The organism is Stenotrophomonas sp. STEN009, from assembly GCF_056760395.1.
This window is the reverse complement of record NZ_JBRRES010000016.1, coordinates 67,102-90,875: the sequence shown is the minus strand read 5'-3', so window position 1 is coordinate 90,875 and position 23,774 is coordinate 67,102. Positions and strand designations below refer to the sequence as shown.

The window sequence follows — 23,774 nt, the reverse complement described above, 5'->3', positions numbered from 1 at the left end:
GTCCGTGGCCGGGTGGGTGGGCTGCGCCGGGGGGGGGGTGACGCCGGGGAGGGGGGGGGGGGGGGGGGCGGCGGCGCGGGGGGGCGGAGGGGGCGGGCGGGGAGGCCCGCCCCCCCCCCCCCCCCCCCGCCCCCGCCCGGGCCCGGCCGCCGCGGCCCCCCCGCGGGCCCGCCCCGCCCCCCGCCCGGCGAGCGTACTGCGCGGCATCACGCAGGCCCCAGGCGCTACACTGGCAGCCCCGTTGCAGCCTGTTGCCCGACCATGTCCGACCTGCTGAACCGCACCCATGCCATCGCTCTCGACGCCGCGGATCCGTTGCGGCCGCTGCGCAGTGAATTCCTGATTCCGCGCCACGGCGGCGGCGAGCAGACCTACTTCGTGGGCAACTCGCTGGGACTGCAGCCGCGCGGCGCACAGGCGGCGGTGCAGGAAGTGATGAAGCAATGGGCTGAACTGGCAGTGGAAGGCCACTTCACCGGCCCCACCCAATGGCTGTCCTACCACCGCCTGGTCAGCACGCAGCTGGCGCGGGTGGTCGGTGCGCTGCCCAGCGAAGTGGTGGCGATGAACACGCTGAGCGTGAACCTGCACCTGATGATGGTCAGCTTCTACCGGCCAACCCGGGAACGACCGGTGATCCTGATGGAAGCCGGCGCCTTCCCGACGGACCGTCACGCGGTGGAAGCGCAGATCCGTTTCCATGGCTTCGACCCGGCCGACTGCCTGGTGGAGGTGCAGCCGGACGAAGCCAGCGGCACGATCTCGATGACCGCGATCGAACGCGCGATCGCCACGCATGGCCCTCGCCTGGCTCTGGTGCTGTGGCCAGGCGTGCAGTACCGCACCGGCCAGGCCTTCGACCTCGATGCGATCACCCGCGCCGCACGCCTGCAGGGCGCGCGCATCGGCTTCGACCTGGCGCATTCGGTCGGCAACCTGCCCCTGCGCCTGCACGATGTGGCGCCGGACTTTGCCGTGTGGTGCCATTACAAGTACCTCAACAGCGGCCCGGGGGCCGTCGCCGGGGCGTTCGTGCACGAGCGTCACCACCGTGACAGCACCCTGCCACGCTTCGCCGGCTGGTGGGGCCATGACGAAGCCACCCGCTTCCAGATGTCCCCGCAGTTCACGCCCGCCACCGGCGCCGAAGGCTGGCAGCTGAGCAATCCGCCGATCCTCGGCCTGGCGCCGCTGCGCGCTTCACTGGACCTGTTCGAACGGGCCGGCATGGACGCCCTGCGCAGCAAGTCGCTGGCACTGACCGGCATGCTCGAAGCCCTGGTGCGCGCGCGCCTGGCCAACGTGCTCGACATCGTCACCCCGGCCGAGCCGGACCGGCGCGGCTGCCAGCTCTCGCTGCGGGTGATCGCCGGCCGCGAGCGTGGCCGCGCACTGTTCGAGCACCTGCGCTCGGTCGGCGTGCTCGGCGACTGGCGCGAGCCGGATGTGATCCGCATCTCCCCCACCCCGCTCTACAACCGCTACCTGGACGTCCACCATTTCGTCGAGGAAGTGGAAGCCTGGGCCGGCCTCTGAGCCGGCACCTCCCCTCCTGCTGGACAGTTCGTTGATCGCACATGCCTCCCGCTCGTTGAGCATCATTGGTGCCGGCCTGGCCGGATCCCTGCTCGCCATCCTGCTGTCGCGGCAGGGCTGGCGGATCACTCTGTACGAACGCCGTGGCGACCCACGCGTGGCCGACTACGAAAGCGGCCGCTCGATCAACCTGGCGCTGGCCGAGCGCGGGCGCAACGCGCTGCGGCAGGCCGGCGTGGAGGACGAGGTGATGGCCCGCGCGGTGATGATGCGTGGACGCATGGTGCATCCGCGCGAAGGCGCCGCGCAGCTGCAGCGCTATGGCCGCGACGACAGCGAAGTGATCTGGTCGATCCATCGCAGGGACCTGAACACCACGCTGCTGACACTGGCCGAGCAGGCAGGTGCCACCGTACATTTCCACCGCCGGCTGCATACCGTCGATTTCGATGCCGGCCATGCGCGCTTCATCGACGATCGCGACGACAGCCCGCACGACATCCACTTCGACAGCCTGATCGGCGCTGACGGCGCCGGCTCGGCGCTGCGCGCGGCGATGAACCGGCGCGCGCCGCTGGGCGAGGACATCGCCTTCCTCGATCACTCCTACAAGGAACTGGAGATTCCACCGGACCGTGATGGTGGCTTCCGCATCGAACGCAACGCATTGCACATCTGGCCACGGGGCCACTTCATGTGCATCGCCCTGCCCAATCACGAAGGCACGTTCACGGTCACCCTGTTCCTGCCCAACCAGGGCGAGCCCAGTTTCGCCACCGTCAATACCGGCGCCCAGGCCGAAGCCCTGTTCGCGCGCGAGTTCGCCGATGCGTTGCCGCTGATCCCCGACCTGCGCACGGACTGGGAGCAGCATCCGCCCGGCCTGCTCGGCACGCTGACGCTGGAGCGCTGGCACCAGCAGGGCCAGGCCGTGCTGATCGGTGATGCCGCGCATGCAATGGTGCCCTTCCACGGGCAGGGCATGAACTGCGCGTTCGAGGACTGCGTGGCACTGGCCCGCCAGCTGATGGAAGCCGACGACCTGCAGAGCGCGTTCGCCGCCTTCGAGAAAGAACGCAAGCCGAACGCGCATGCGATCCAGCAGATGGCCCTGGAGAACTACCTGGAGATGCGTGATCGCGTCGCCGACCCGGCCTTCCTGCTGCAGCGCGAGCTGGAGCAGGCGCTTCAGCATCGCTGGCCGACCCGCTTCGTACCGCACTACACCATGGTCACGTTCCTGCACACGCCCTACGCCGAGGCACTGCGCCGGACCGACATCCAGCGCGACATGCTGGTGGCCGCCACGATCGGCCATACGTCGCTGGAGAACATCGACTGGGCGGCTCTGGAGGCTCAGATCCATGCCCGGCTGCCGGTCCTGGAGGGCGCACACTGATGGCTGACAGCTTCCTGTTCTACGACCTGGAAACCTTCGGACAGGACCCACGGCGAACGCGCATCTCGCAGTTCGCGGCGATCCGCACCGATGCCGATCTGAACGAGATCGACACGCCGGTGAGTTTCTTCGTGCGCCCCGCCGACGATCTGCTGCCCTCGCCGATGGCCACCCTGGTCACCGGCATCACGCCGCAACGGGCACTGGCTGAAGGCATCAGCGAAGCCGAAGCGTTCGATCGCATCAACGAACAGCTGTCGCGCCCGGGTACCTGTGCCCTGGGCTACAACACCCTGCGCTTCGACGACGAATTCATCCGCTACGGTCTGTTCCGCAACTTCCATGACCCCTACGAGCGCGAGTGGCGCAACGGCAACTCGCGCTGGGACCTGCTGGACATGCTGCGGCTGATGCGCGCCCTGCGTCCCGAAGGCATCCACTGGCCACTGCGCGAGGACGGCGCCACGTCGTTCAAGCTCGAGCACCTGGCCGAAGCCAACAATGTGCGCGATGGCGATGCGCACGAGGCGCTGTCGGACGTGCGCGCCACGATCGGCATGGCCCGCCTGTTCAAGCAGTCGCAGCCGCGGTTGTGGGAGTACGCGTTGAAACTGCGCGATAAGCGTTTCGTCGGCAGCCTGCTGGACGTGGGCGCGCTGAAGCCGGTGCTGCACATTTCCATGCGATACCCGGCCAGCCGGCTGTGCGCGGCTCCGGTGCTGCCGCTGGCGGTGCACCCGACGATCAACAACCGGGTGATCGTGTTCGATCTGGAAGGTGACATCGACGACCTGCTGCAGCTGCCAGCCGAGACGATCGCCGAGCGGCTCTACCTGCGCGCCAGCGAACTGCCCGAAGGCGTCGCCCGGGTGCCGCTGAAGGAAGTACATCTGAACAAGGTCCCGGCGCTGGTCGCCTGGAACCACCTGCGGCCCGACGATCACGCCCGCCTGGGCCTGGATGTCGCCGCCATCGAAGCCAAGGTCGAGCGGCTGCGTGCATTCGCGCCGCAACTGGCCGAGAAGGCACGGCAGGTGTACAACCAACCACGGGACGCCGTCGTGGCCGACGTCGATGCTTCGCTGTACGACGGCTTCCTCGGCAATGGCGACAAGCCACTGCTGGCCCTGGCGCGGACCACGCCGCCCGCAGAGCTGGCTGCGCTGGAAGGCCGCTTCCGCGATCCGCGCCTGCCCGAACTGCTGTTCCGCTATCGCGCCCGCAACCATCCCGACACCCTGGCACCGGCCGAGCGCCAGCGCTGGCAGGACTACCGCCGCCAGCGCCTGCTCGGTGACGGCCGCCTGGGCGAACTCAACCTGCCCCAGTACCAGCAGCAGCTCGATGCACTGGCCGCCGAGGCGCCGGACGACGATCGCCGCCTGGCCCTGCTGCAATCGCTGCGCGACTGGGGCCAGCATCTGCAGGAGAGCTTGTGAGCACCTATTTCAGCGACGCCAGTTTCAGGTTCCTGCGCAGCCTTGCGCGGCACAATGAAAAGGCCTGGTTCAACGACCATCGCCAGCAGTACGAAGACCATGTACGGCAGCCGTTCCTGCGCCTGCTGGGCGACCTGCAGCCCGCGCTGGCCGAGGTCAGCGCGCATTTCCGTGCCGATACCCGTGGCGTCGGTGGTTCGCTGTTCCGCATCCATCGCGATGCGCGCTTTTCAAACGACAAATCGCCGTACAAGACCTGGCAGGGCGCACGCCTGTTCCATGAACGCCGCCGCGAAGTGGCCGCTCCGTCGTTCTACGTGCATCTGCAGCCGGGCGAGAGCTTCGTCGGTGCCGGCCTGTGGCACCCCGAACCGGACACCCAGCGCCGCGTGCGCCATTTCATCCTGGACAACCCCGGCAGCTGGAAGGCCGCAGCGCATGCACCCGCCCTGCGCCGGCGTTTCGATTTCGAGCAGAGCGAGAAGCTGGTCAGGCCGCCGCGTGGCTTCCCCGCCGATTTCGAGTTCATCGACGATCTCAAGCATCGCAACTGGGTGATGTGGCGCTCGCTGGACGATGAGACGATGACCGGGCCGCGCCTGCTGTCCACGCTCGGCAAGGACCTGGCCGCGCTCGGCCCCTTCGTCGACTATCTGTGCGCAGCACTGGATCTGGAGTTCTGATGCCACTGGCCCGGCAACGCCGCCCGCTCGGCCGCACCGGCCTGTCCGTATCGCCGGTCGGGCTGGGCTGCTCGGGCTTCTGGGGCCATCGCCGCTTTGCCGAGCATGCCGCCGCAGCGATCGTCGAGCACGCGCTGGCCCAGGGCGTGAACCTGTTCGACACCGGCCACAACTACTCCGGCTTCCACGCCGAACCGCGCCTGGGCCGCATCCTGCGACCGCTGCTGGCCCGCTACCCGCGTGAGTCACTGGTCATCTCCAGCAAGGGCGGCACACTGACCGGACAGGCCGGCATCAGTGGCGCAGAACAGCGCGATTTCTCGCCTGCGGCCATCACCGCCAGCTGCGAAGCCTCACTGCGCAACCTTGACCTGGATTACCTGGACATCTACCAGCTGCATGGCGCCACCGCGCACGACATCAACGACGATCTGCTCGATGCGCTGCAGCGCCTGCGCGAACGTGGCCTGATCCGCGCCACCGGCATCAACACCCACTCAGCCTCGACGCTGTATTGGATGCTTGCGCATCCACAGGCATTCGACGTGGTCCTGCTGGACTACAACGCGCTGCAGCAGGATCGTGCGCCGCTGATCGACCAGCTGCATGCGGCCGGAATCGGCGTACTGGCAGGCACCGTGCTCGCACAGGGCCACCTGCTGCCCAGCCAGCCTCGCCGGCCGAGATTGGCCGATGCCTGGTACCTGGCGCGCGCCTGGCTCAAGCCCAGCAGCCGCCGTCTGATGCGCAGCGCACGTGCGATGCGCCGGGCCATTGCGGCGATCGACAGCCAGCGTCCGGCCCAGACTGCGTTTGCCTACGTTCTGGGCCACCCCGGCGTGGCCGCCGGCATCCTGGGCACTACCCGCGTCGGCAGTCTGGAGGAGGTGCTGGCCACGCGACCCGAAGCACTGCGCCCCGCCGACCGGCAACGCCTGGTCGCGGCCTATGGCGACGGCAGCGGTTCGCCCAGTCATTGAGTCTTCACCCCGCCCGGCCGCACTTGCGGCAGTCTGGCGGCATGAAGAAGCTCACTGCGATCGTGGTCCTGTTGGTGATTGCACTGGCCGGCGTGTGGTTCGGCGGCCCCTACCTGACCATACAGGGTCTGTCCAAGGCCATCGAACAGCGCGATACCGCCGCACTGGAACGCTACGTCGACTTTCCGCGCGTGCGCGTCAGCCTGCGTGCGCAACTCAATGATTACCTCGTGCGCCAGGCCGGCCCCGATGTGGCCAGCAGTCCGTTCGGCGCCCTGCTCTATGGCCTGGGCGACCAGCTTGGCGGCGCAGCGGTGGACACCCTGATGACCCCGACCGGTATCGGTGCGATGCTGCAGGGCCATGTGCTGTGGAAGCGTGGGCGCAACGAGCTGCAGGGCGGAAATGCCTTCGCGGCGACCGAACCGGCACGGCCTTTGAAGAACGCCCGCCACCGTTTCGAAGCGTTCGACCGCTTCGTCGTCGACGTTGATCGCGGCCCGGGCCAACCACCGTTGAAGGTCGTGCTGGAACCGCAGGGGCTGCGCTGGAAAGTGGTTGACCTGCAGTTGGGAATGGCCGGCACCCCATGATGCAGAACGCCGGGCGTGGCCCGGCGCTACCGCGTCATCCCTCGTTGGCGACACCGTGCGGCACATGGCCCGCGGCAACGTGTTCGCGGGCGCTGTCGATGTTGTGCTGCGAATCATCGAAGAAGATGTCGGCACCGAAGGCCTGCAGGAACGGCCCCTTGTGGCGGCCGCCCAGGAACAGCGCCTCGTCCAGGCGCACGCCCCATTCGCGCAGCGTGCGGATCACCCGCTCGTGCGCGGGCGCAGAACGGGCGGTGACCAGCGCCGTGCGGATCGGCGCACTGTCACCGGCCGGGAACACCTCCTGCAGCGTGTGCAGCGCGGACAGGAAGCCGCGGAACGGGCCACCGCTGAGCGGTTCGCGCGCACGTTCGCGCTCGTGGCGGCCGAATGCCTCGACCCCCTGTTCACGCGAGATGCGCTCGCTTTCATCACCGAAGATCACCGCATCACCGTCAAAGGCAATGCGCAGCTGGCCGGACGGTCGGCCGGTGTCGATCTGGTCCGCGGCGGCCGCAGCGGTCTCGCCGGGTGGCTTGGGCAGGATCGTCGCAGCGGCGATTCCGTGGCGCAGCGCACTGCGGACCGACTCCGGATTGGCCGACAGGAACAGATCGGTGCCGAACGGTTTCACGTAGGGCCAGGTCGGCTCACCGGCGGTGAAGGTGGCACGGATGATGCCCAGGCCGTAGTGCTGGATCGAATTGAAGATGCGCAGGCCGGTATCGGCCGAATTGCGCGACAGCAGGATCACCTCGACGCGCGGGTTCTCCGGGCTGGCGCCCTGGTTCAGCGCCAACAGTTTGCGCACCACCGGGAAGGCCACGCCGGGACCGAGGATGTCGTCCTCGTGCTGGCGCTGGTACTCCGCATAGGCCGCCACGCCATCGGTCTCGAACAGCGCGTGGCTTTCCTCGAGATCGAACAGGGCGCGCGAGGTCACCGCGACGGTCAGCAAACGGGGGGAGTTGTCACCCATCGGTGGGGGTCCTTCTGGCGGTCGACGCGACCGGCAACCTATTGTCCTCAAAAAACGAACTGTTCGCTCAGGATCCGGTCTTCCAGATTGTGTTCCGGGTCGAACAGCAATGTCACCCGGCGGTCGCGCGACTCGCGGATGGTCACCTCGACCACGTCGCGCGTCTCGTGCGAATCGGCGGTCACGCTGACCGGTCGCTTGTAGGGGTCCAGCACGCGGAAGCGCACCTCCGTATCCGCCTTGAGAATGGCACCACGCCAACGTCGCGGGCGATACGGTGCCAATGGCGTCAGCGCGATGGTGTGCGAGCCCAAGGGCAGCACGGGTCCGTGGGCCGAGTAGTTGTAGGCGGTGCTGCCTGCGGGTGTGGCAACCAGCACGCCGTCGCCAATCAGTTCGGCCACCCGCTCCTGCCCATTGAGGTCGATGCCGATGTGCGCAGCCTGGCGGGTCTGCCGCAGCAGGGACACGTCGTTGTACGCCAGCGAACCGGTGCTGGTGCCCGATTCGGTCAGCGCCACCATCTCCAGCGGACGCAGGTTGGCCGGTTCCGCGCGGGCGATGCGTGCATTGACGTCGTCGTCGCCCCGGTACTGGTTCATCAGGAAACCTACGGTGCCCAGCTTCATGCCGAACACCGGTTTTCCCAGGTGGCCGTGACGATGCAGCGTCTGCAGCATGAAGCCATCACCGCCCAGCGGGCAGAGCACGTCGGCCTGCTCGGGGGCATGGTCGCCAAAGCGCGCGACCATGGCCGCGCGGGCCATCTGCGCAGCTTCGGTGGTGCTTGCCAGGAAAGCGATGCGGGGGGTGTCGCTCATCGGTGGATCCGGGGGGAAGGCGTGAGGGAGAGCATAACCGAGCGCCGCTACGCTCGCGGGGGGGGGGGGGGCGGGCGCCGCCCCGGAGACCCCCCCCCCGGCGCGCGGGGGGGGGGGCGGGGGGGGGGGGGGCCCCACACCGACCCCCCCCGCCCCCCGCCCGCCGCCCCCCCCCCCCCCCCCCCCCCCCGCCCGCCCCCGGCCCCCCGCGCCCGCGCCCCCGCGAATCCTCCGTGGCCAGAAACAGAACGGCCCCGCTTTCGCGGGGCCGCTCCGTTTCACGCAGGCCGGGCGTGGCCCGGCACTACATCAGTCACGCACCGTGTGCGGCCAGCTGGCCCAGGCGCTGGACCGCGACCGAGACGGTCGGGTAGTCCAGGGTCTTCTGCTCGGCCAGTTCCGCCAGCATTGCCAAGGTGAAGCGCAGGCTGTTGTCATCGCGGCCCATCCATGCAGCCACCTTGGCCTCGGCACTGCCGCCCTTGGTGGCGAGCACCTGACCGGCCAGGTTGCGATGGTTGGCGGCCAGCTCGTCGCGCAGCACGCCGCGTGCCACCGCATGCCAACGGCCGTTGACTTCCAGTGCATCGACCTGCTCGAACAGCCACGGCAGCTGCAGGGCATCGCCCAGGCGGAAGTGCACCTTGGACACGTCCACCGGCTTCAGCTTGCGGGTACGGGCCAGTTCGATGATGTCGAACGCCGGTTCCAGGAAGTGCAGCTCGGACAGCTGCTGTGCCAGCGCGGACGGCAGGCCCTTCTCCTTCCACTCGGCCACCAGCGCCTCGTAGGTCGGACGCTGCGAGTCCGGCAGCACACCCGACGCGACACGGATGTCGTTGAACGGGCCCTGATAGCGGTTGACCGCTTCAGTGATGCCCGGCATCGCACCCGGACGCGACAGCAGCCAGCGCACGAACGAACGCTGCAGCTTCCAGATCACCTCCAGCGCGTCGATCTGCACCGACTCCGGCACCTTGCCGTCGAGGGCGTCGATCTGCGCCCACAGCGCGCGCGCATCCAGCGTCTCGCGGCTGATGGTGTAGGCCTTGGCGACCTCGGCGATGGAACGGCCGGTGTCTTCCTGCATGCGCATCAGGAACGTTGCGCCCATGCGGTTGATGGTCTGGTTGGTCACCGCCGTGGCGATGATCTCGCGCTTCAGGCGGTGACGCTCCATCGCATCGGCGTACTTCTTCTGCAGCGGCGTGGGGAAGTAGCGCAGCAGCTCCTTGGAGAGGTACGGATCTTCCGGAATATCCGACTCCAGCAGCTGGTTGAACGCCACCAGCTTGGAGTAGGACAGCAGCACCGACAGCTCCGGACGGGTCAGGCCCTGGCCGCGCGCCTTGCGCTGGGACAGCTCGGCATCGGACGGCAGGAACTCGATCTGCCGGTCCAGCAGCCCCTGCTGTTCCAGGGTGCGGATGAAGTGCTGCTTGGAACCCAGGCGCTTGACCGCCATCCGCTCCATGAGGCTCAGCGCCTGGTTCTGGCGATAGTTGTCGTTGAGCACCAGGTCGGCGACTTCATCGGTCATCGAGGCCAGCAGCTTGTTGCGCTGGTCGACCGTCAGCTTCTTCGCCCGCACCACATCATTGAGCAGGATCTTGATGTTGACTTCATGGTCCGACGTATCCACGCCGGCCGAGTTGTCGATGAAGTCCGTGTTGAGCAGCACGCCGGCCTGCGCGGCCTCGATACGGCCCAGCTGGGTCATGCCGAGGTTGCCGCCCTCGCCCACCACCTTGCAGCGCAGCTCGCCACCGTTCACGCGCAGTGCGTTGTTGGCACGGTCGCCGACATCGCTGTGCTGCTCGCTGGCGGCCTTCACGTAGGTGCCGATGCCGCCGTTCCACAGCAGGTCCACCGGTGCCTTCAGGATCGCGCTCATCAGGTCGTTCGGCGACAGCGCCTTGACGTTCTCGTCCAGGCCCAGCGCTTCACGCACCTGGGGGGTGATCTCGATCGACTTCAGGCTGCGCGGGTACACGCCGCCGCCCTTGCTGATCAGCTTGGCGTCGTAGTCTGCCCAGCTCGAACGCGGCACGGTGAACATGCGCTCGCGCTCGACGAACGAGGTCGCCGCGTCCGGGTTCGGGTCAAGGAAGATATGGCGGTGGTCGAATGCCGCGACGAGACGGATGTGGCGCGACAGCAGCATGCCGTTGCCGAACACATCGCCGGACATGTCGCCGACGCCGACCGCGGTGAAGTCCTGGCTCTGGCTGTCACGGCCGAGCGCACGGAAGTGGCGCTTGACCGACTCCCATGCACCGCGCGCGGTGATGCCCATGCCCTTGTGGTCGTACCCCACCGAACCACCGGAGGCGAACGCATCGCCCATCCAGAAGCCGTGCGCGATGGCCAGGCCGTTGGCGATATCGGAGAAGGTCGCCGTGCCCTTGTCGGCGGCCACCACCAGGTACGGATCGTCCATGTCGTGCCGCACGACATCCACCGGCGGCACGATCTTGTTGTTGACGATGTTGTCGGTGATGTCCAGCAGGCCCTGGATGAACAGCTTGTAGCAGGCCACGCCGTTGGCGAAGATCGCGTCGCGGTCGCCGTTCACCGGCGGGGTCTTGGCGAAGAAGCCGCCCTTCGCACCGACCGGCACGATGACGGTGTTCTTGACCATCTGCGCCTTGACCAGACCCAGCACTTCGGTACGGAAGTCTTCGCGACGGTCCGACCAGCGCAGGCCGCCACGGGCCACCGCGCCGAAGCGCAGGTGGGTACCTTCCACGCGCGGACCGTAGACGAAGATCTCGCGGTACGGACGCGGCTTCGGCAGGTCCGGCACCAGCGCCGAGTCGAACTTGAAGCTGATCACATGGCCGTGCTGGCCATTGGCGTCGGTCTGGTAGTAGCTGGTACGCAGGGTGGCATCGATCACGCCCATGAACGAACGCAGGATGCGGTCTTCGTCCAGGCTCGACACGCGGTCCATCAGCTTCAGCAGCGCATCGCGCGCGGCCTGCATCTGCGCGTCGCGGTCACCCTTGCGGGCATCGACCACAGTCTTGAGCACCTTCAGGGTGGCCTCGTCGCCGGCGGCCAGCACATCGAAGTGGGCCTTCAGCTGCGCCTGGCCGGCCGCGATGTCGTCCTTGCTCTCGTGGCCAGTGGCCGGATCGAAGCGCGCTTCGAACAGTTCGACCAGCAGGCGCGCCAGCAGCGGATAGCGGGCGAACGTGCCTTCCACGTACGCCTGCGAGAACGGCACGCCGGTCTGCAGCAGATACTTGCAGTAGCCGCGCAGCATGGCGACCTGGCGCCAGTGCAGGCCGGCGGCCAGCACCAGGCGGTTGAAGCCATCGTTCTCGGCATCACCGTGCCAGACGCGGGCAAAGGTTTCGCCGAATGCTTCGTCGACGCTGGCGGCATTGATCGCACCGGCCGTCGATTCGACCTCGAAGTCCTGCACGTATACCGGAGCGTTGTCGACCGACAGGCGGTACGGGCGCTCGGCGATCACGCGCAGGCCCATGTTCTCCATCATCGGCAGCGCGTCGGACAGCGGAATGTCGTCCAGCTGGCGGTACAGCTTCAGGCGCAGGCCATCGCCGCTTTCGCGCGGCACCGCCTGCAGGCTCAGGCGCAGATCGTCCGGACCGGTCAGCGCGTCGAGCTGGCTGACGTCGTTGGCGGCAACTGCGGTGCTGTTGTCTTCGATGTAGCCGGCCGGCAGTGCCTTGCCGATGCGGGCCGCGATGCGCAGGCCTTCGCTTTCGCCATGACGGGCCACCAGCGCTTCACGCAGGTCGTCCTGCCAGTTGCGCAGCACCTGGGCGAGCTTGCGCTCCAGTTCGGCGGTATCCACGTCAAGCATCTCGCCCGGCTTCGGGCGCACGATCAGATGCACCTGCGCCAGCGGCGATTCACCCAGCACCACCGAACTGTCGACGTACTCGCCATGCAGCGCTTCCTTCAGCATCGCCTCGATGCGCAGGCGCACGTCGGTGTTGAAGCGCTCGCGCGGCAGGTAGACCAGCGCGGAGATGAATCGGCTGTACTTGTCACGGCGCAGGAACAGGCGGCTGCGCACGCGCTCCTGCAGGCCCAGCACGCCCATCGCGGTGCGGAACAGTTCGTCCTCGCTGGACTGGAACAGTTCTTCGCGCGGCAGGGTCTCCAGGATGTGGCGCAGGGCCTTGCCGCTGTGGCTGGACGCGGCCAGGCCGGACTGCTTCATCACGTACTCGTGGCGCTGGCGCACCAGCGGGATTTCCCACGGGCGGCGGTTGTAGGCACTGGAAGTGAACAGGCCGAGGAAGCGCTGCTCGCCGATGATCCTGCCCTTGGCGTCGAATTCCAGCACGCCGATGTAGTCCATGTAGCCGGCGCGGTGCACGCGGGAGCGCGCATTGGTCTTGGTCAGGATCAGCGCGTCCTTCAGCCCCGACGTGGCGTTGAGGCCCTGGGCGGCGAGCGTCTTGACCGGGCGTGCGGCGGACTTGTCCTTGCCGCGCATCAGGCCCAGGCCGGTCTCGTTCAGCGGCGCCAGCACGTCTTCCTTGCCCTGCTTCTCGACGCGGTACTCGCGGTAGCCGAAGAAGGTGAAGTGGTTGTCGGCGGCCCAGCGCAGGAACTCCTGCGCTTCGCTGCGCGAGGCATCGTCGACCGGCAGCGCACGGCTGCCCAGATCGTCGGCCAGTGCCAGTGCCTTGTCCTTCATCGGCTGCCAGTCGCGCACGATCGCCCGCACTTCGTCCAGCGCCTTGCCGATGGCCTGCTCGATGGCGGCCATGGCATCGGCCGGCTGGCGGTCGATCTCCAGCAGCATCACCGATTCGGCCTCGCCCTCGCCGACCTTGACCAGCTTGCCGGCCTTGTCGCGGGTGAAGCGCAGCACCGGGTGGCCGAGCACGTGCACGCCCACGCCCTGTTCGGCCAGTGACATGGTCACGGTGTCGACCAGGAAAGGCATGTCGTCGTTGATGATCTGCAGCACGGTGTGCGGCGATTCCCAACCGTTCGCCTTCACCGTCGGATTGAACACGCGCACGTTGGCCTTGCCGGCCTTGCGGGCACGGGCGAACTCCAGCGTCTCGGCCGCGAGCGCGGCCCACTCTTCAGCGCTGTGGTGCGGGAACTCGTCCGCCTCCATGCGCTTGTAGAAGTCAGCGGCAAACGCCACTGCTTCGGCCTGGGCGGCCGCCGGGTAACGCTTGCGCAAGGCCGTGTATACCGGCTCCAGGGAGAAACCAGCGGTCACTGCGACCTCCGACTCAGCTGGTTTGGTCTTGTTTTTCACGGTCTTGGCTGCGGTTTTTTGCGGTTTCATGGCAGAGCGATGCGCTTGCTCAGTTGGGAAAATGAAATTGTAGCCCTCCCGCGCGAAAAGGCCTTGCTGCAGGACGGAATAAGCAGATTCGGGTTTGCTGCGGTTTAGACGCCTATTCAGTTCGCCCAGGTACGGAGCGAACGGGGGGCGGCCGCCTTGCCGACAGGATCGGCAAAGCGTGTTACCGGAAGACACACGCGGGAACGTCGTTTCGATTCCACAATCCTGAACTGGACGGTATAGTCCACCGCGTGAACCCGGCCTACTTCCCCGTTGCCCTCGATGCGCGCGATGAGCGCGTGTTCGATGCCGTGCGCGAACTGCTGGCCCGGCAGGGCATGCAGATGAGCATGGATGCGGTGGCCCAGCAGGCCGGCTGCTCCAAGCAGACCCTGTACTCGCGCTATGGCAGCAAGCAGGAACTGCTGCGGCGGGTGATGCAGCGGCATGTGGGACACGCGACGGGGGCAATGCTGCGTGCACTCCGCAGTGACGACCTGCGTGCCAGCCTGTTGCAGTTCGCCATCGACTTCCTGGAGCATTTCAACCAACCGCATGTCGGCCAGGCCTGCCGGCTGATCGCTGCAGATGCCGCCCAGTTCCCCGAAGAGGCCCGGGCGCTGTACCGGCATGGTGCTGGCGCGCTGACACTTCATCTTTCTGAATGGATTGAAACCGTTTGCAGGCGTGGCCTGCTCCGGCATGACGACCCGCACTTCATGGCCGAACTGCTGCTGAGCATGATCGCCGGTCAGGATTTCGACAAACAGCGCTTCCATACCCCCCATCGTGATGACGCGCTCCTGCGTCGGCGCTGGGCAGAGTTCTCCGTCGACAGCTTCCTGCGCGCGTTTGCGCCGCAACCGTCGCCGGCCCCGTCTACAAACCAACCCCGGAGTTCCTCCTGATGACCGCCCCACTCCGCACCCTTGCCTTGACGTGCGCCGTTGCTGTCGCGCTGGCTGCCTGCAAGAAACCGGAACAGCAGACACCCCCGCCGCCGGAGGTGGGCGTGATCGATGCGAAGCCGCAGACCCTGCCGCTGCAGCGCGAGCTGGTCGGCCGCCTGTCGCCGTTCCGCAGTGCCGATGTCCGCGCACGCGTGCCGGGCGTGCTGCTCAAGCGCGTCTACCAGGAAGGCTCCCAGGTCAAGCAGGGGCAGACCCTGTTCCTGATCGACCCGGCACCGCTGCGCGCCTCGCTGAACGCGTCCGAGGCCCAGCTGGCGTCGGCGCGCGCCACCTACGCCAACGCCAAGGTGGCGGCCGATCGTGCCCGCTCGCTGGCACCGCAGCAGTTCGTCTCCAAGTCCGACCTGGACAACGCCGAATCGGCCGAGCGCACTGCGCTGGCCGCGGTCAAGCAGGCCGAAGCGGCGGTGACCTCCTCGCGGATCAACCTGGGCTACGCCGAAGTGACCGCGCCGATCAGCGGCGTGGCCAACAAGCAGCAGGTGACCGAGGGCGCACTGGTCGGCCAGGGCGACGTGACCCTGCTGACCACCGTTGACCAGCTCGATCCGCTGTACGTCAACTTCTCGCTCAGCGTGGACGAGCTGACCCAGCTGCGCGCGCAGCAGGCCAAGGGCGCCCTGGCCCTGGCCGGCGACGGCAAGGCCACCGTCAACGTGAAGCTGGCCGATGGCAGCACCTACAGCGAGCCGGGAACCCTCGACTTCTCCTCGACTACGGTCGACCCGGCCACCGGCGCGGTGTCGCTGCGTGCGCTGCTGCCCAATCCGCAGCAGATCCTGCTGCCGGGAGCCTTCGTCAGCTTCCAGGCCAACCTCGGCGAGCGCAACAATGCCTACCTGGTGCCGCAGCAGGCGCTGCTGCGCGACACCACGGGCGGCTACGTGATGGTGGTCGGTGCCGATGGCAAGGTGGCGCGCAAGAACGTCAAGACCGAAGGCGCACAGGGCGGCAACTGGCTGGTCAGCGATGGCCTGGCCGCCGGCGACAAGGTGATCGTGGCCGGCGTGCAGAAGGTCAAGGAAGGCAGCCCGGCCGTCGCCAAGCCCTGGACCCCGGGGCAGGACGCCGCCGGCAAGCCCGCGGCCGGCGGTGCCGGCCCGGCCGCACCCGCCGCTGCCGCCGACAAGGCTCCGGCCCAGACCGACGCAGCCGACAAGGCCGCGCCGGCCGCCACCGACTCGAACAAGCAGTAACGGGAACCTTCCGTCATGCCTAAATTTTTCATCGAACATCCAGTCTTCGCCTGGGTGGTAGCGATCCTGATCTCGCTCAGCGGCGTGATCGCGATCCTCAACCTGGGCGTGGAGTCCTATCCCAACATCGCTCCGCCACAGGTGACCGTCTCGGCCACCTATCCGGGCGCCAGCGCGGACACCACCGAAAAATCGGTCACCCAGGTGATCGAGCAGCAGCTGACCGGTATCGATCACCTGCTGTACTTCAGCTCTTCGTCCTCGTCCAATGGCCGCGCGCAGATCACCCTCACCTTCGAGACCGGTACCGATCCGGACATCGCCCAGGTGCAGGTGCAGAACAAGGTGTCGCTGGCGACGCCACGACTGCCGTCGGAGGTGACCCAGCAGGGCGTGGTGGTGGCCAAGGCCAATGCCGGCTTCCTGATGGTGGTGGCCCTGCAGTCGGATACGGCGGCGATCAACCGTGACGCGCTGAACGACATCGTCGGTTCGCGCGTGCTCGACCAGGTCTCGCGCATTCCCGGCGTCGGCAGCACCCAGCAGTTCGGTTCCGAGTACGCCATGAACATCTGGCTGAACCCGGAGAAGATGCAGGGTTATGGTCTCTCGGCCAGCCAGGTCCTGGCTGCCGTGCGTGCCCAGAACGTGCAGTTCGCCGCCGGTGCACTGGGCTCGGACCCGTCGCCGGAAGGCCAGCACTTCACCGCCACCGTATCGGCTGAAGGACGTTTCAGCTCGCCGCAGGAGTTCGAGAACATCATCCTGCGCGCCAATGCCGATGGCTCGCGCGTGCTGCTCAAGGACATCGCACGCGTCGCCTTCGGTGCCAACAACTACGGCTTCGACACCCAGTACAACGGCAAGCCGACCGGTGCCTTCGCCATCCAGCTGCTGCCGGGCGCCAACGCCCTGAACGTGGCCGATGCGGTGCGTGCCAAGATGGACGAACTGCAGCCCAGCTTCCCGGCCGGCGTGACCTGGTTCTCGCCGTACGACAGCACGACCTTCGTCAAGATCTCGATCCAGGAAGTGGTCAAGACGCTGTTCGAAGCGGTGCTGCTGGTGTTCCTGGTGATGCTGATCTTCCTGCAGAACTTCCGCGCCACCCTGATCCCGACCCTGGTCATCCCGGTCGCCCTGCTGGGTACCTTCCTGGGCATGTGGATGATCGGATTCACGATCAACCAGCTGACCCTGTTCGCGATGGTGCTGGCGATCGGCATCGTGGTCGACGACGCCATCGTGGTGATCGAGAACGTCGAACGCATCATGAGCGAGGAAGGCCTGGCACCGAAGCCGGCCACGCAGAAGGCGATGACCCAGATCACCGGCGCGGTGGTGGCGATCACCGTCGTGCTGGCAGCGGTGTTCATCCCGTCCGCACTGCAGGGCGGTGCCGCCGGCGAAATCTACAAGCAGTTCGCGCTGACCATCGCCATCTCGATGGCGTTCTCGGCCTTCCTGGCGCTGGGCTTCACCCCGGCGCTGTGCGCGACCTTCCTGAAGCCGACGCACAACGACAACCCGAACATCGTCTACCGCACCTTCAACAAGTACTACGACAAGATCAGCCACACCTACGTGGGCCACATCACCTCGGCGGTGCGCCATGCCCCGCGCTGGATGATCCTGTTCGTGGTACTGACCGCGCTGTGCGGCTTCCTGTTCACGCGCATGCCGGGCAGCTTCCTGCCGGAAGAAGACCAGGGCTATGCGCTGGCGATCGTGCAGCTGCCCCCGGGCTCGACCAAGGGCCAGACCAACGAGGTGTTCGCGCAGATGCGCGGCATTCTGGAAAAGCAGGATGGCTTTGAAGGCATGCTGCAGGTGGCCGGCTTCAGCTTCGTCGGTTCCGGCGAGAACGTGGGCATGGGCTTCATCCGCCTGAAGCCGTGGGAAGAACGCGAGTTCACCGCGCCGGAGTTCATCCAGAACATGAACGGCGCGTTCTACGGCATCAAGGAAGCGCAGATCTTCGTGGTCAACCTGCCGACAGTGCAGGGCCTGGGCCAGTTCGGTGGCTTCGACATGTGGCTGCAGGACCGCAGTGGTGCCGGCTACGAGCAGCTGACGCAGGCCCGCAACATCCTGCTTGGCCAGGCGGCGCAGAAGCCTGAAGCACTGGTTGGCGTGCGTCCGAACGGCCTGGAGAACGCTCCGCAGCTGCAGCTGCACGTGGATCGCGTGCAGGCGCAGTCGATGGGCATGTCGGTGTCGGACGTGTACAGCACCATCCAGCTGATGCTGGCGCCGGTGTACGTCAACGACTTCTTCTACGAAGGCCGCATCAAGCGCGTGACCATGCAGGCCGATGGCCCGTACCGCACCGGCCAGGAGTCGCTGAAGAGCTTCTACAGCCCCTCCAGCCTGACCACCAACGCCGACGGCACCAACGCGATGATCCCGCTGAGCACCGTGGTCAAGTCCGAATGGGTGTCCGCATCGCCGTCACTGAGCCGCTACAACGGCTATTCGGCGATCAACATCGTCGGCTCGCAGGCGCCGGGCACCAGCTCCGGTGAGGCGATGCAGACCATGGAGAGCATCGTCAACAACGACCTGCCGGCCGGCTTCGGCTACGACTGGTCGGGCATGTCCTACCAGGAAATCCTGGCCGGCAACGCAGCGACGCTGCTGCTGGTGCTGTCCATCGTGGTGGTGTTCCTGTGCCTGGCGGCGCTGTATGAAAGCTGGTCGATCCCGGTAGCGGTGCTGCTGGTGGTGCCACTGGGCGTGCTCGGTGCCATCGGCCTGTCGATGATGCGTGGCCTGCCGAACGACCTGTTCTTCAAGATCGGCCTCATCACCGTTATCGGCCTGGCGGCGAAGAATGCGATCCTGATCGTGGAGTTCGCGGTGGAGCAGCGTGCAGCGGGCAAGAACCTGCGCGATGCCACCATCGAGGCGGCACGCCTGCGCTTCCGCCCGATCCTGATGACGTCCTTCGCGTTCATCATGGGCGTGATCCCGATGGCGATCTCCAGCGGCGCCGGCGCCAACTCCCGTCACGCCATCGGTACCGGCGTGATCGGCGGCATGCTGTTCGCCACCCTGCTCGGCCTGCTGATGATCCCGGTCTTCTTCGTGGTCGTGCGGCGCATGCTCGGCGACAAGCTGGACGAGCCGTCGAAGGAATTCCTCAGCCGCCAGCGTGAGGGCGAAGCAGCGCATCGTCCGGATCGCTGATCCACCCTGCGCTGCAACGAAAAGGCCCCGGAGCGATCCGGGGCCTTTTTTGTTTATGGCTTTTCTGGAGAGCCGATCCCATGTCCGGCTACTCATTTCGGAGCGGAATTCGTCACCTGCGACTGTCGCCACTGACAGACAGGTGTGCGGGAGGATCTACAGATCAGGCGATGGATATCGCGATCGCACCCTGTTTTCGGGCCATATGCGTCACCAGCTGGCGCCATCAATCAGCAATTCCAATAGCGCGCAATCCGTCACAACCTCCACAGGAACAGCCCCTTAACCAAGGGTCTCTGCCGCAGAAACATCAGGGAGGTTCCCATGCCAAATTCGTTTGTTCCAAGCGCTGTACAACTTCTTGCACTGCTGGGGCTGAGCGCATTCTTCTCACCGCTGACACATGCCGCAGGCGTGCTGGTCTGTGACAACTGCACGGACCCCCGTGCGCTCGCGCTTACATCCGGCACAGGTCCCACCATCGTCGCAGATTTCAGCCAGCGCAAGCTTCAGGGCTACGAGGTGGAATACGACCGAGAGCTGCGCAGGTACCGGGCGGTCCAGATACCCGTGCCGGATCCGATTGTCGCGTCGTTCAACCGCATCATGAGGATGCTTGACCGGCGTGGCATCCGCGCCGGTCAGAGGGGAGTGCAGTTCGACATCCACCCTGACGATCCCGGCGCGGCCAATGGCATCGCCTTTCCCGATGAATTCAAGGGCCACAACGCACACGATATCGCCCAGATGGCGACCGCTCGGTTCCGACTTGAATCACAGATCGGTGAAGCCTTCAGCGGAGCCACCACCCACTCGACCGTCTGGAACAGCATGGCGACGTTTCTCTCTTCCATTGGCCTGAGCTTCGTCAGCAAGGCGCTTGGCATCGACGGAGCGATCTACGTCATCACGTGGCGGGATGGTTCCAAGACTACCCTCCTCGTCCGCGCCGACTCCGTTAACGAAGCGAAATACGTGCAAGGCGGAAGCAGGGATGCACAGGGTAACCGCATCCCCGACGGCGCCGCCAGCAATCCGGATACTGCACAAGGCTTTGCTGGTGTCTATCAGTTCAAGGACAAGGAGGCGATGCAGCGCTGGATCGATACCGCAGGCCTTTACGGCGTGACGGTCATCGAAGGCAGCGGCATCGCAGGCGGGCTGGACTGCCGCTGGGATGGACGGACGCTAACCTGCGAAGGCAATTGATCTGGAAGTACATGCCGATGAGGAGCCTCGGAGTGACCCAAGGCTTTTTGCCATGCGCTTTGAAGTGGTGCGGACCATGGTCCGCATCATCCATGCAGGGCATGGATCTACCGGCTGCGCCGCTGTTGCAGCGGCGCAGCCGTTTCGACTCAGCGCAGCCCGGTCTCGTTGCGGGCGATCACCAGGCGCTGGATCTCCGAGGTGCCCTCGTAGATCTCGGTGATCTTGGCATCGCGGAAGTAGCGCTCCAGCGGCATTTCCTTGGAGTAGCCCATGCCACCATGGATCTGCACGGCCTGGTGGGTGATCCACATCGCCGCTTCCGACGCCGTCAGCTTGGCGATGGCCGCTTCATTGCTGAAACGCTTGCCCTGGCCCTTCACCCATGCCGCGCGCAGCGTCAGCAGCAGGGCTGCGTCCAGCTTGCACTTCATGTCGGCGATCTTGGCCTGGGTCATCTGGAAAGTACCGATCGGCGCGCCAAACGCCTTGCGCTCCTTCACATACTCCAGCGTCGCTTCATAAGCGGCACGGGCGATGCCGATGGCCTGCGATGCGATGCCGATGCGCCCGGCATCGAGCACGCCCATGGCGATCTTGAAGCCCTCGCCCTCCTGGCCCAGCACCTCTTCCGGCTGGGCGACGTAATCGTTGAATTCGATCTCGCAGGTCGCCGAGGCACGGATGCCCAGCTTCGGCTCGGTCTTGCCACGGCCGAAGCCGGCCTTTTCGGTGTCGACCAGGAAAGCCGTGATGCCACGCGCGCCCTTGTCCGGCTCGCTCATCGCGAACAACACGATGTACCGGGCCACCGGGCCGGAGGTGATCCAGCTCTTCTTGCCGTTGATGACGTAGGTGCCGTCGGCCTGCTTGACCGCGCGGCAACGCATGGCGGTCGCATCCGAACCGGACTGCGGCTCGGTCAGGGCGAATGCACCGATGGCCTCGCCCTCCGCGATGGCGCGCACGTACTTCTGCTTCTGCTCCTCGCTGCCGTGGGTCAGGATGCCGTTGCAGAACAGCGAATTGTTGACCGACATGATGGTCGAATGGGCCGCGTCGCCAGCGGCGACCTCCACCATCGCCAGCACATACGCGATCGGATCCATGCCGGCGCCGCCGTATTCGGTCGGTACCTCGATGCCCATCAGGCCGTTCTCGCCCAGCAGGCGGATGTTCTCCAGCGGGAACTCGCCGGTACGGTCATGATGCTCCGCGCTCGGGGCGATCTTCTCCTGCGCGATGCGCCGCGCCACGTCCTGCAGCATCAACTGCTCTTCAGTAAAGCTGAAATCCACAACACCCTCCCGGGTACATGAGGTTATGGGCGCGCAGCGCGCGCCCAGGTGCGCCGATTGTACCGGGGCCCGGGGAGTTTCCATACGCCACCGACTTGACCACGGCGGCCGATCCAGCGAATATATCTCTATATCGCGATAGGTAGATATTCATGGATCTGGAAGACTGGTCAACCCGCCTGAAGGTGTTCGCCGATGCGACGCGGGTGCGCCTGCTGGCGCTGCTGGAGCAGGAAGAGCTGACCGTGGCCGAGCTTTCGGCGATCACCCGGCTGGCCCAGCCGCGCGTGTCCACTCACCTGGCGCGCCTGAAGGAAGCGGGCCTGGTCCGCGACCGTCGCGCCGGCGTGTCGGCCTACTACCGCTTCGACGAAGCGCAGCTGGATCCGGCGCAGCGCGCATTGTGGCATGCCTTGAGCAACGGAAGCGACGATCCACTGCTGCGACAGGACGCTGAACGGGTCGCCGCCGTGCTGGCCAGCCGCGCCGCGGACCAGAACTGGGCCGACAGCGTGGCCGGCGACATGGAACGTCACTATTCTCCGGGCCGCACCTGGGAGGCGCTGGCGCGTACCGCCCTGCCCCTGCTGGAAACCGGCGACGTGCTCGATATCGCGTCCGGCGACGGCGTGCTGGCCGAACTGGTGGCACCGCATGCCAAGCGCTACATCTGCATCGACACCAGCGCGCGCGTGGTGGCCGCTGCCAGTGAACGCCTGCGCCGCCTGCCCAATGTGGAAGTGCGCGAGGGTGACATGCATGCCCTGCCCTTCAAGGACCGCAGCTTCGACCTGGTGGTGCTGATGCACGCACTGACCTACGCCAGCAAGCCGGCGCAGGCCGTCACCGAAGCCGCGCGCGTGCTGCGCCCGGGCGGCCGCCTGCTGCTGTGCAGCCTGGCGCGCCACGAACACAAGGCAGCGGTGGAAGCCTATGGTCACGTCAACCTGGGTTTCAGCGACAAGGAACTGAAGAAGTTCGTCGACAAGGCCGGCCTGCAGGTTTCCAGCCTGGAGACGGTCACCCGCGAGAAGCGGCCGCCGCACTTCGAAGTGATCTCGCTGATCGCCAACAAGCCCTGAGTCCGGAATCATCATGCCCGTCCTGCCCTGGTTGCACCCCGAACGTGCCAATGCCCTGCTGGGCGCGCTGCGCGAGCGGATCCTGATCATCGACGGAGCGATGGGCACGATGATCCAGCGCCATGGCCTGCAGGAAGGCGACTACCGCGGTGAGCGTTTCGCCGATGGCTACGATCACCTGCACGGGCCGGGCTGCGACCACGCCGCGCCGCAGGGCCACGATCTGAAGGGCAACAACGACCTGTTGCTGCTCACCCGGCCGCAGGTCATCGCCGACATCCACACCGCCTACCTGGAAGCCGGCGCGGACCTGGTGGAAACCAATACCTTCAACGCCACCTCGGTCAGCCAGGCCGACTACCACCTCGAGCATCTGGTGTACGAACTGAACAAGGCCGGCGCCGCCGTGGCCCGCGCCTGCTGCGATGCCGTTGAAGCCACCACGCCCGGCAAGCCGCGCTTCGTGATCGGCGTGCTTGGCCCCACCAGCCGCACCGCATCGATCAGTCCCGACGTCAACGATCCGGGCTTCCGCAACACCAGTTTCGATGAGCTGCGCGACACCTACCGCGAAGCCATCGATGGCCTGATCGACGGCGGCGCGGACACCCTCATGGTCGAAACCATCTTCGACACGCTCAACGCCAAGGCGGCGCTGTATGCGGTGGAGGAAGCCTTCGATGCGCGCGGTGCGCGCCTGCCGGTGATGATCTCCGGCACGATCACCGATGCCTCCGGCCGCACCCTGTCCGGCCAGACCGCCGAAGCCTTCCACGCCTCGCTGGCACACGCGCGGCCCCTGTCGATCGGCCTGAACTGCGCGCTGGGTGCCGATGCGATGCGCCCGCATGTCGAAACGCTGTCGCAGGTTGCCGACTGCCATGTCAGCGCGCATCCCAATGCCGGCCTGCCCAATGCCTTCGGCGAGTATGACGAGACCCCCGAAGAAATGGCGGCGACCCTGCGCGGTTTCGCCCGCGATGGCCTGCTCAACCTGGTCGGCGGCTGCTGCGGGTCCACCCCCGACCACATCCGTGCCATCGCCCAGGCGGTGGCCGGCCTGCCACCGCGTGCCCTGCCGGACCGCCAGGACCAGGCGGCATGAACGT

General features: G+C 66.7%; 16 protein-coding genes. 12 read left to right on the top strand and 4 right to left on the bottom strand.

Annotated features, from left to right (window positions below; genetic code table 11):
* The first annotated feature begins 261 nt into the window (after positions 1-261).
* Genes kynU through ACVOMM_RS09680 form a run of 6 tightly spaced genes read left to right on the top strand, consistent with a single transcriptional unit; the run spans position 262 to position 6,630 of the window.
* Entirely contained in the window at positions 262-1,536 is a 1,275-nt protein-coding gene (gene kynU / locus ACVOMM_RS09705; RefSeq protein WP_053515435.1) for a kynureninase, read from the top strand.
* A 31-nt stretch (positions 1,537-1,567) separates the two neighbouring features.
* On the top strand, positions 1,568-2,935 hold the full coding sequence (locus ACVOMM_RS09700) for an FAD-dependent oxidoreductase (RefSeq protein WP_481526166.1): 1,368 nt from the start codon (positions 1,568-1,570) through the stop codon (positions 2,933-2,935).
* Positions 2,935-4,374 (top strand): exodeoxyribonuclease I, encoded by a 1,440-nt coding sequence (sbcB, locus tag ACVOMM_RS09695; protein ID WP_065176050.1) that lies wholly within the window; start codon positions 2,935-2,937, stop codon positions 4,372-4,374. The genes ACVOMM_RS09700 and sbcB overlap by 1 nt, the downstream gene beginning before the upstream one ends.
* Entirely contained in the window at positions 4,371-5,057 is a 687-nt protein-coding gene (locus ACVOMM_RS09690) for a DUF2461 domain-containing protein (protein ID WP_053515430.1), read from the top strand. The genes sbcB and ACVOMM_RS09690 overlap by 4 nt, the downstream gene beginning before the upstream one ends.
* The gene (locus ACVOMM_RS09685; protein ID WP_481526165.1) at positions 5,057-6,037 is read left to right on the top strand and encodes an aldo/keto reductase; all 981 of its coding nucleotides are present in this window, start codon (positions 5,057-5,059) and stop codon (positions 6,035-6,037) included. Before ACVOMM_RS09690 ends, ACVOMM_RS09685 begins: the two co-directional genes overlap by 1 nt.
* A 41-nt stretch (positions 6,038-6,078) precedes the next feature.
* Positions 6,079-6,630, top strand: coding sequence for a DUF2939 domain-containing protein (locus ACVOMM_RS09680; protein WP_263174999.1), 552 nt, complete (start codon positions 6,079-6,081; stop codon positions 6,628-6,630).
* A gap of 34 nt (positions 6,631-6,664) precedes the next feature.
* On the opposite strand, the gene ACVOMM_RS09675 is transcribed toward ACVOMM_RS09680, so the two are convergent.
* The 3 genes from ACVOMM_RS09675 to ACVOMM_RS09665 all read right to left on the bottom strand — a co-directional run bounded on the left by ACVOMM_RS09675 (position 6,665) and on the right by ACVOMM_RS09665 (position 13,720).
* Positions 6,665-7,609, bottom strand: coding sequence for a 5'-nucleotidase (locus ACVOMM_RS09675; protein ID WP_053515425.1), 945 nt, complete (start codon positions 7,607-7,609; stop codon positions 6,665-6,667).
* A 47-nt stretch (positions 7,610-7,656) separates the two neighbouring features.
* The gene (locus ACVOMM_RS09670) at positions 7,657-8,430 is read right to left on the bottom strand and encodes an NAD kinase (protein WP_053515423.1); all 774 of its coding nucleotides are present in this window, start codon (positions 8,428-8,430) and stop codon (positions 7,657-7,659) included.
* A gap of 313 nt (positions 8,431-8,743) precedes the next feature.
* Entirely contained in the window at positions 8,744-13,720 is a 4,977-nt protein-coding gene (locus tag ACVOMM_RS09665; RefSeq protein ID WP_481526164.1) for an NAD-glutamate dehydrogenase, read from the bottom strand.
* A gap of 251 nt (positions 13,721-13,971) precedes the next feature.
* Here ACVOMM_RS09665 and ACVOMM_RS09660 point away from each other — a divergent pair, with 251 nt between their 5' ends.
* The 4 genes from ACVOMM_RS09660 (at position 13,972) to ACVOMM_RS09645 (ending at position 20,285) form a co-directional block, all read left to right on the top strand.
* A complete protein-coding gene (locus ACVOMM_RS09660; protein ID WP_053515419.1) occupies positions 13,972-14,628 on the top strand; it encodes a TetR/AcrR family transcriptional regulator in 657 nt (218 codons plus the stop codon).
* A complete protein-coding gene (locus tag ACVOMM_RS09655; RefSeq protein ID WP_053515418.1) occupies positions 14,628-15,887 on the top strand; it encodes an efflux RND transporter periplasmic adaptor subunit in 1,260 nt (419 codons plus the stop codon). The genes ACVOMM_RS09660 and ACVOMM_RS09655 overlap by 1 nt, the downstream gene beginning before the upstream one ends.
* Positions 15,888-15,902: 15 nt before the next feature.
* A complete protein-coding gene (locus ACVOMM_RS09650) occupies positions 15,903-19,076 on the top strand; it encodes a multidrug efflux RND transporter permease subunit (protein ID WP_053515416.1) in 3,174 nt (1,057 codons plus the stop codon).
* A gap of 324 nt (positions 19,077-19,400) precedes the next feature.
* Entirely contained in the window at positions 19,401-20,285 is an 885-nt protein-coding gene (locus tag ACVOMM_RS09645; RefSeq protein ID WP_481526163.1) for a hypothetical protein, read from the top strand.
* 149 nt (positions 20,286-20,434) lie between these two features.
* Here ACVOMM_RS09645 and ACVOMM_RS09640 read toward each other — a convergent pair whose 3' ends face one another.
* Positions 20,435-21,583: an acyl-CoA dehydrogenase family protein gene (locus ACVOMM_RS09640; RefSeq protein ID WP_197601329.1), complete on the bottom strand. Its 1,149-nt coding sequence runs from the start codon at positions 21,581-21,583 to the stop codon at positions 20,435-20,437.
* Between the two features lie 152 nt (positions 21,584-21,735).
* Between ACVOMM_RS09640 and ACVOMM_RS09635 the strand changes: the two genes are divergently transcribed.
* Together ACVOMM_RS09635 and ACVOMM_RS09630 are read left to right on the top strand one after the other, a co-directional pair.
* The gene (locus tag ACVOMM_RS09635) at positions 21,736-22,665 is read left to right on the top strand and encodes an ArsR/SmtB family transcription factor (protein WP_053515410.1); all 930 of its coding nucleotides are present in this window, start codon (positions 21,736-21,738) and stop codon (positions 22,663-22,665) included.
* A 13-nt stretch (positions 22,666-22,678) separates the two neighbouring features.
* Positions 22,679-23,770, top strand: coding sequence for a homocysteine S-methyltransferase family protein (locus ACVOMM_RS09630; protein WP_481526162.1), 1,092 nt, complete (start codon positions 22,679-22,681; stop codon positions 23,768-23,770).
* Positions 23,771-23,774 lie beyond the last annotated feature (4 nt).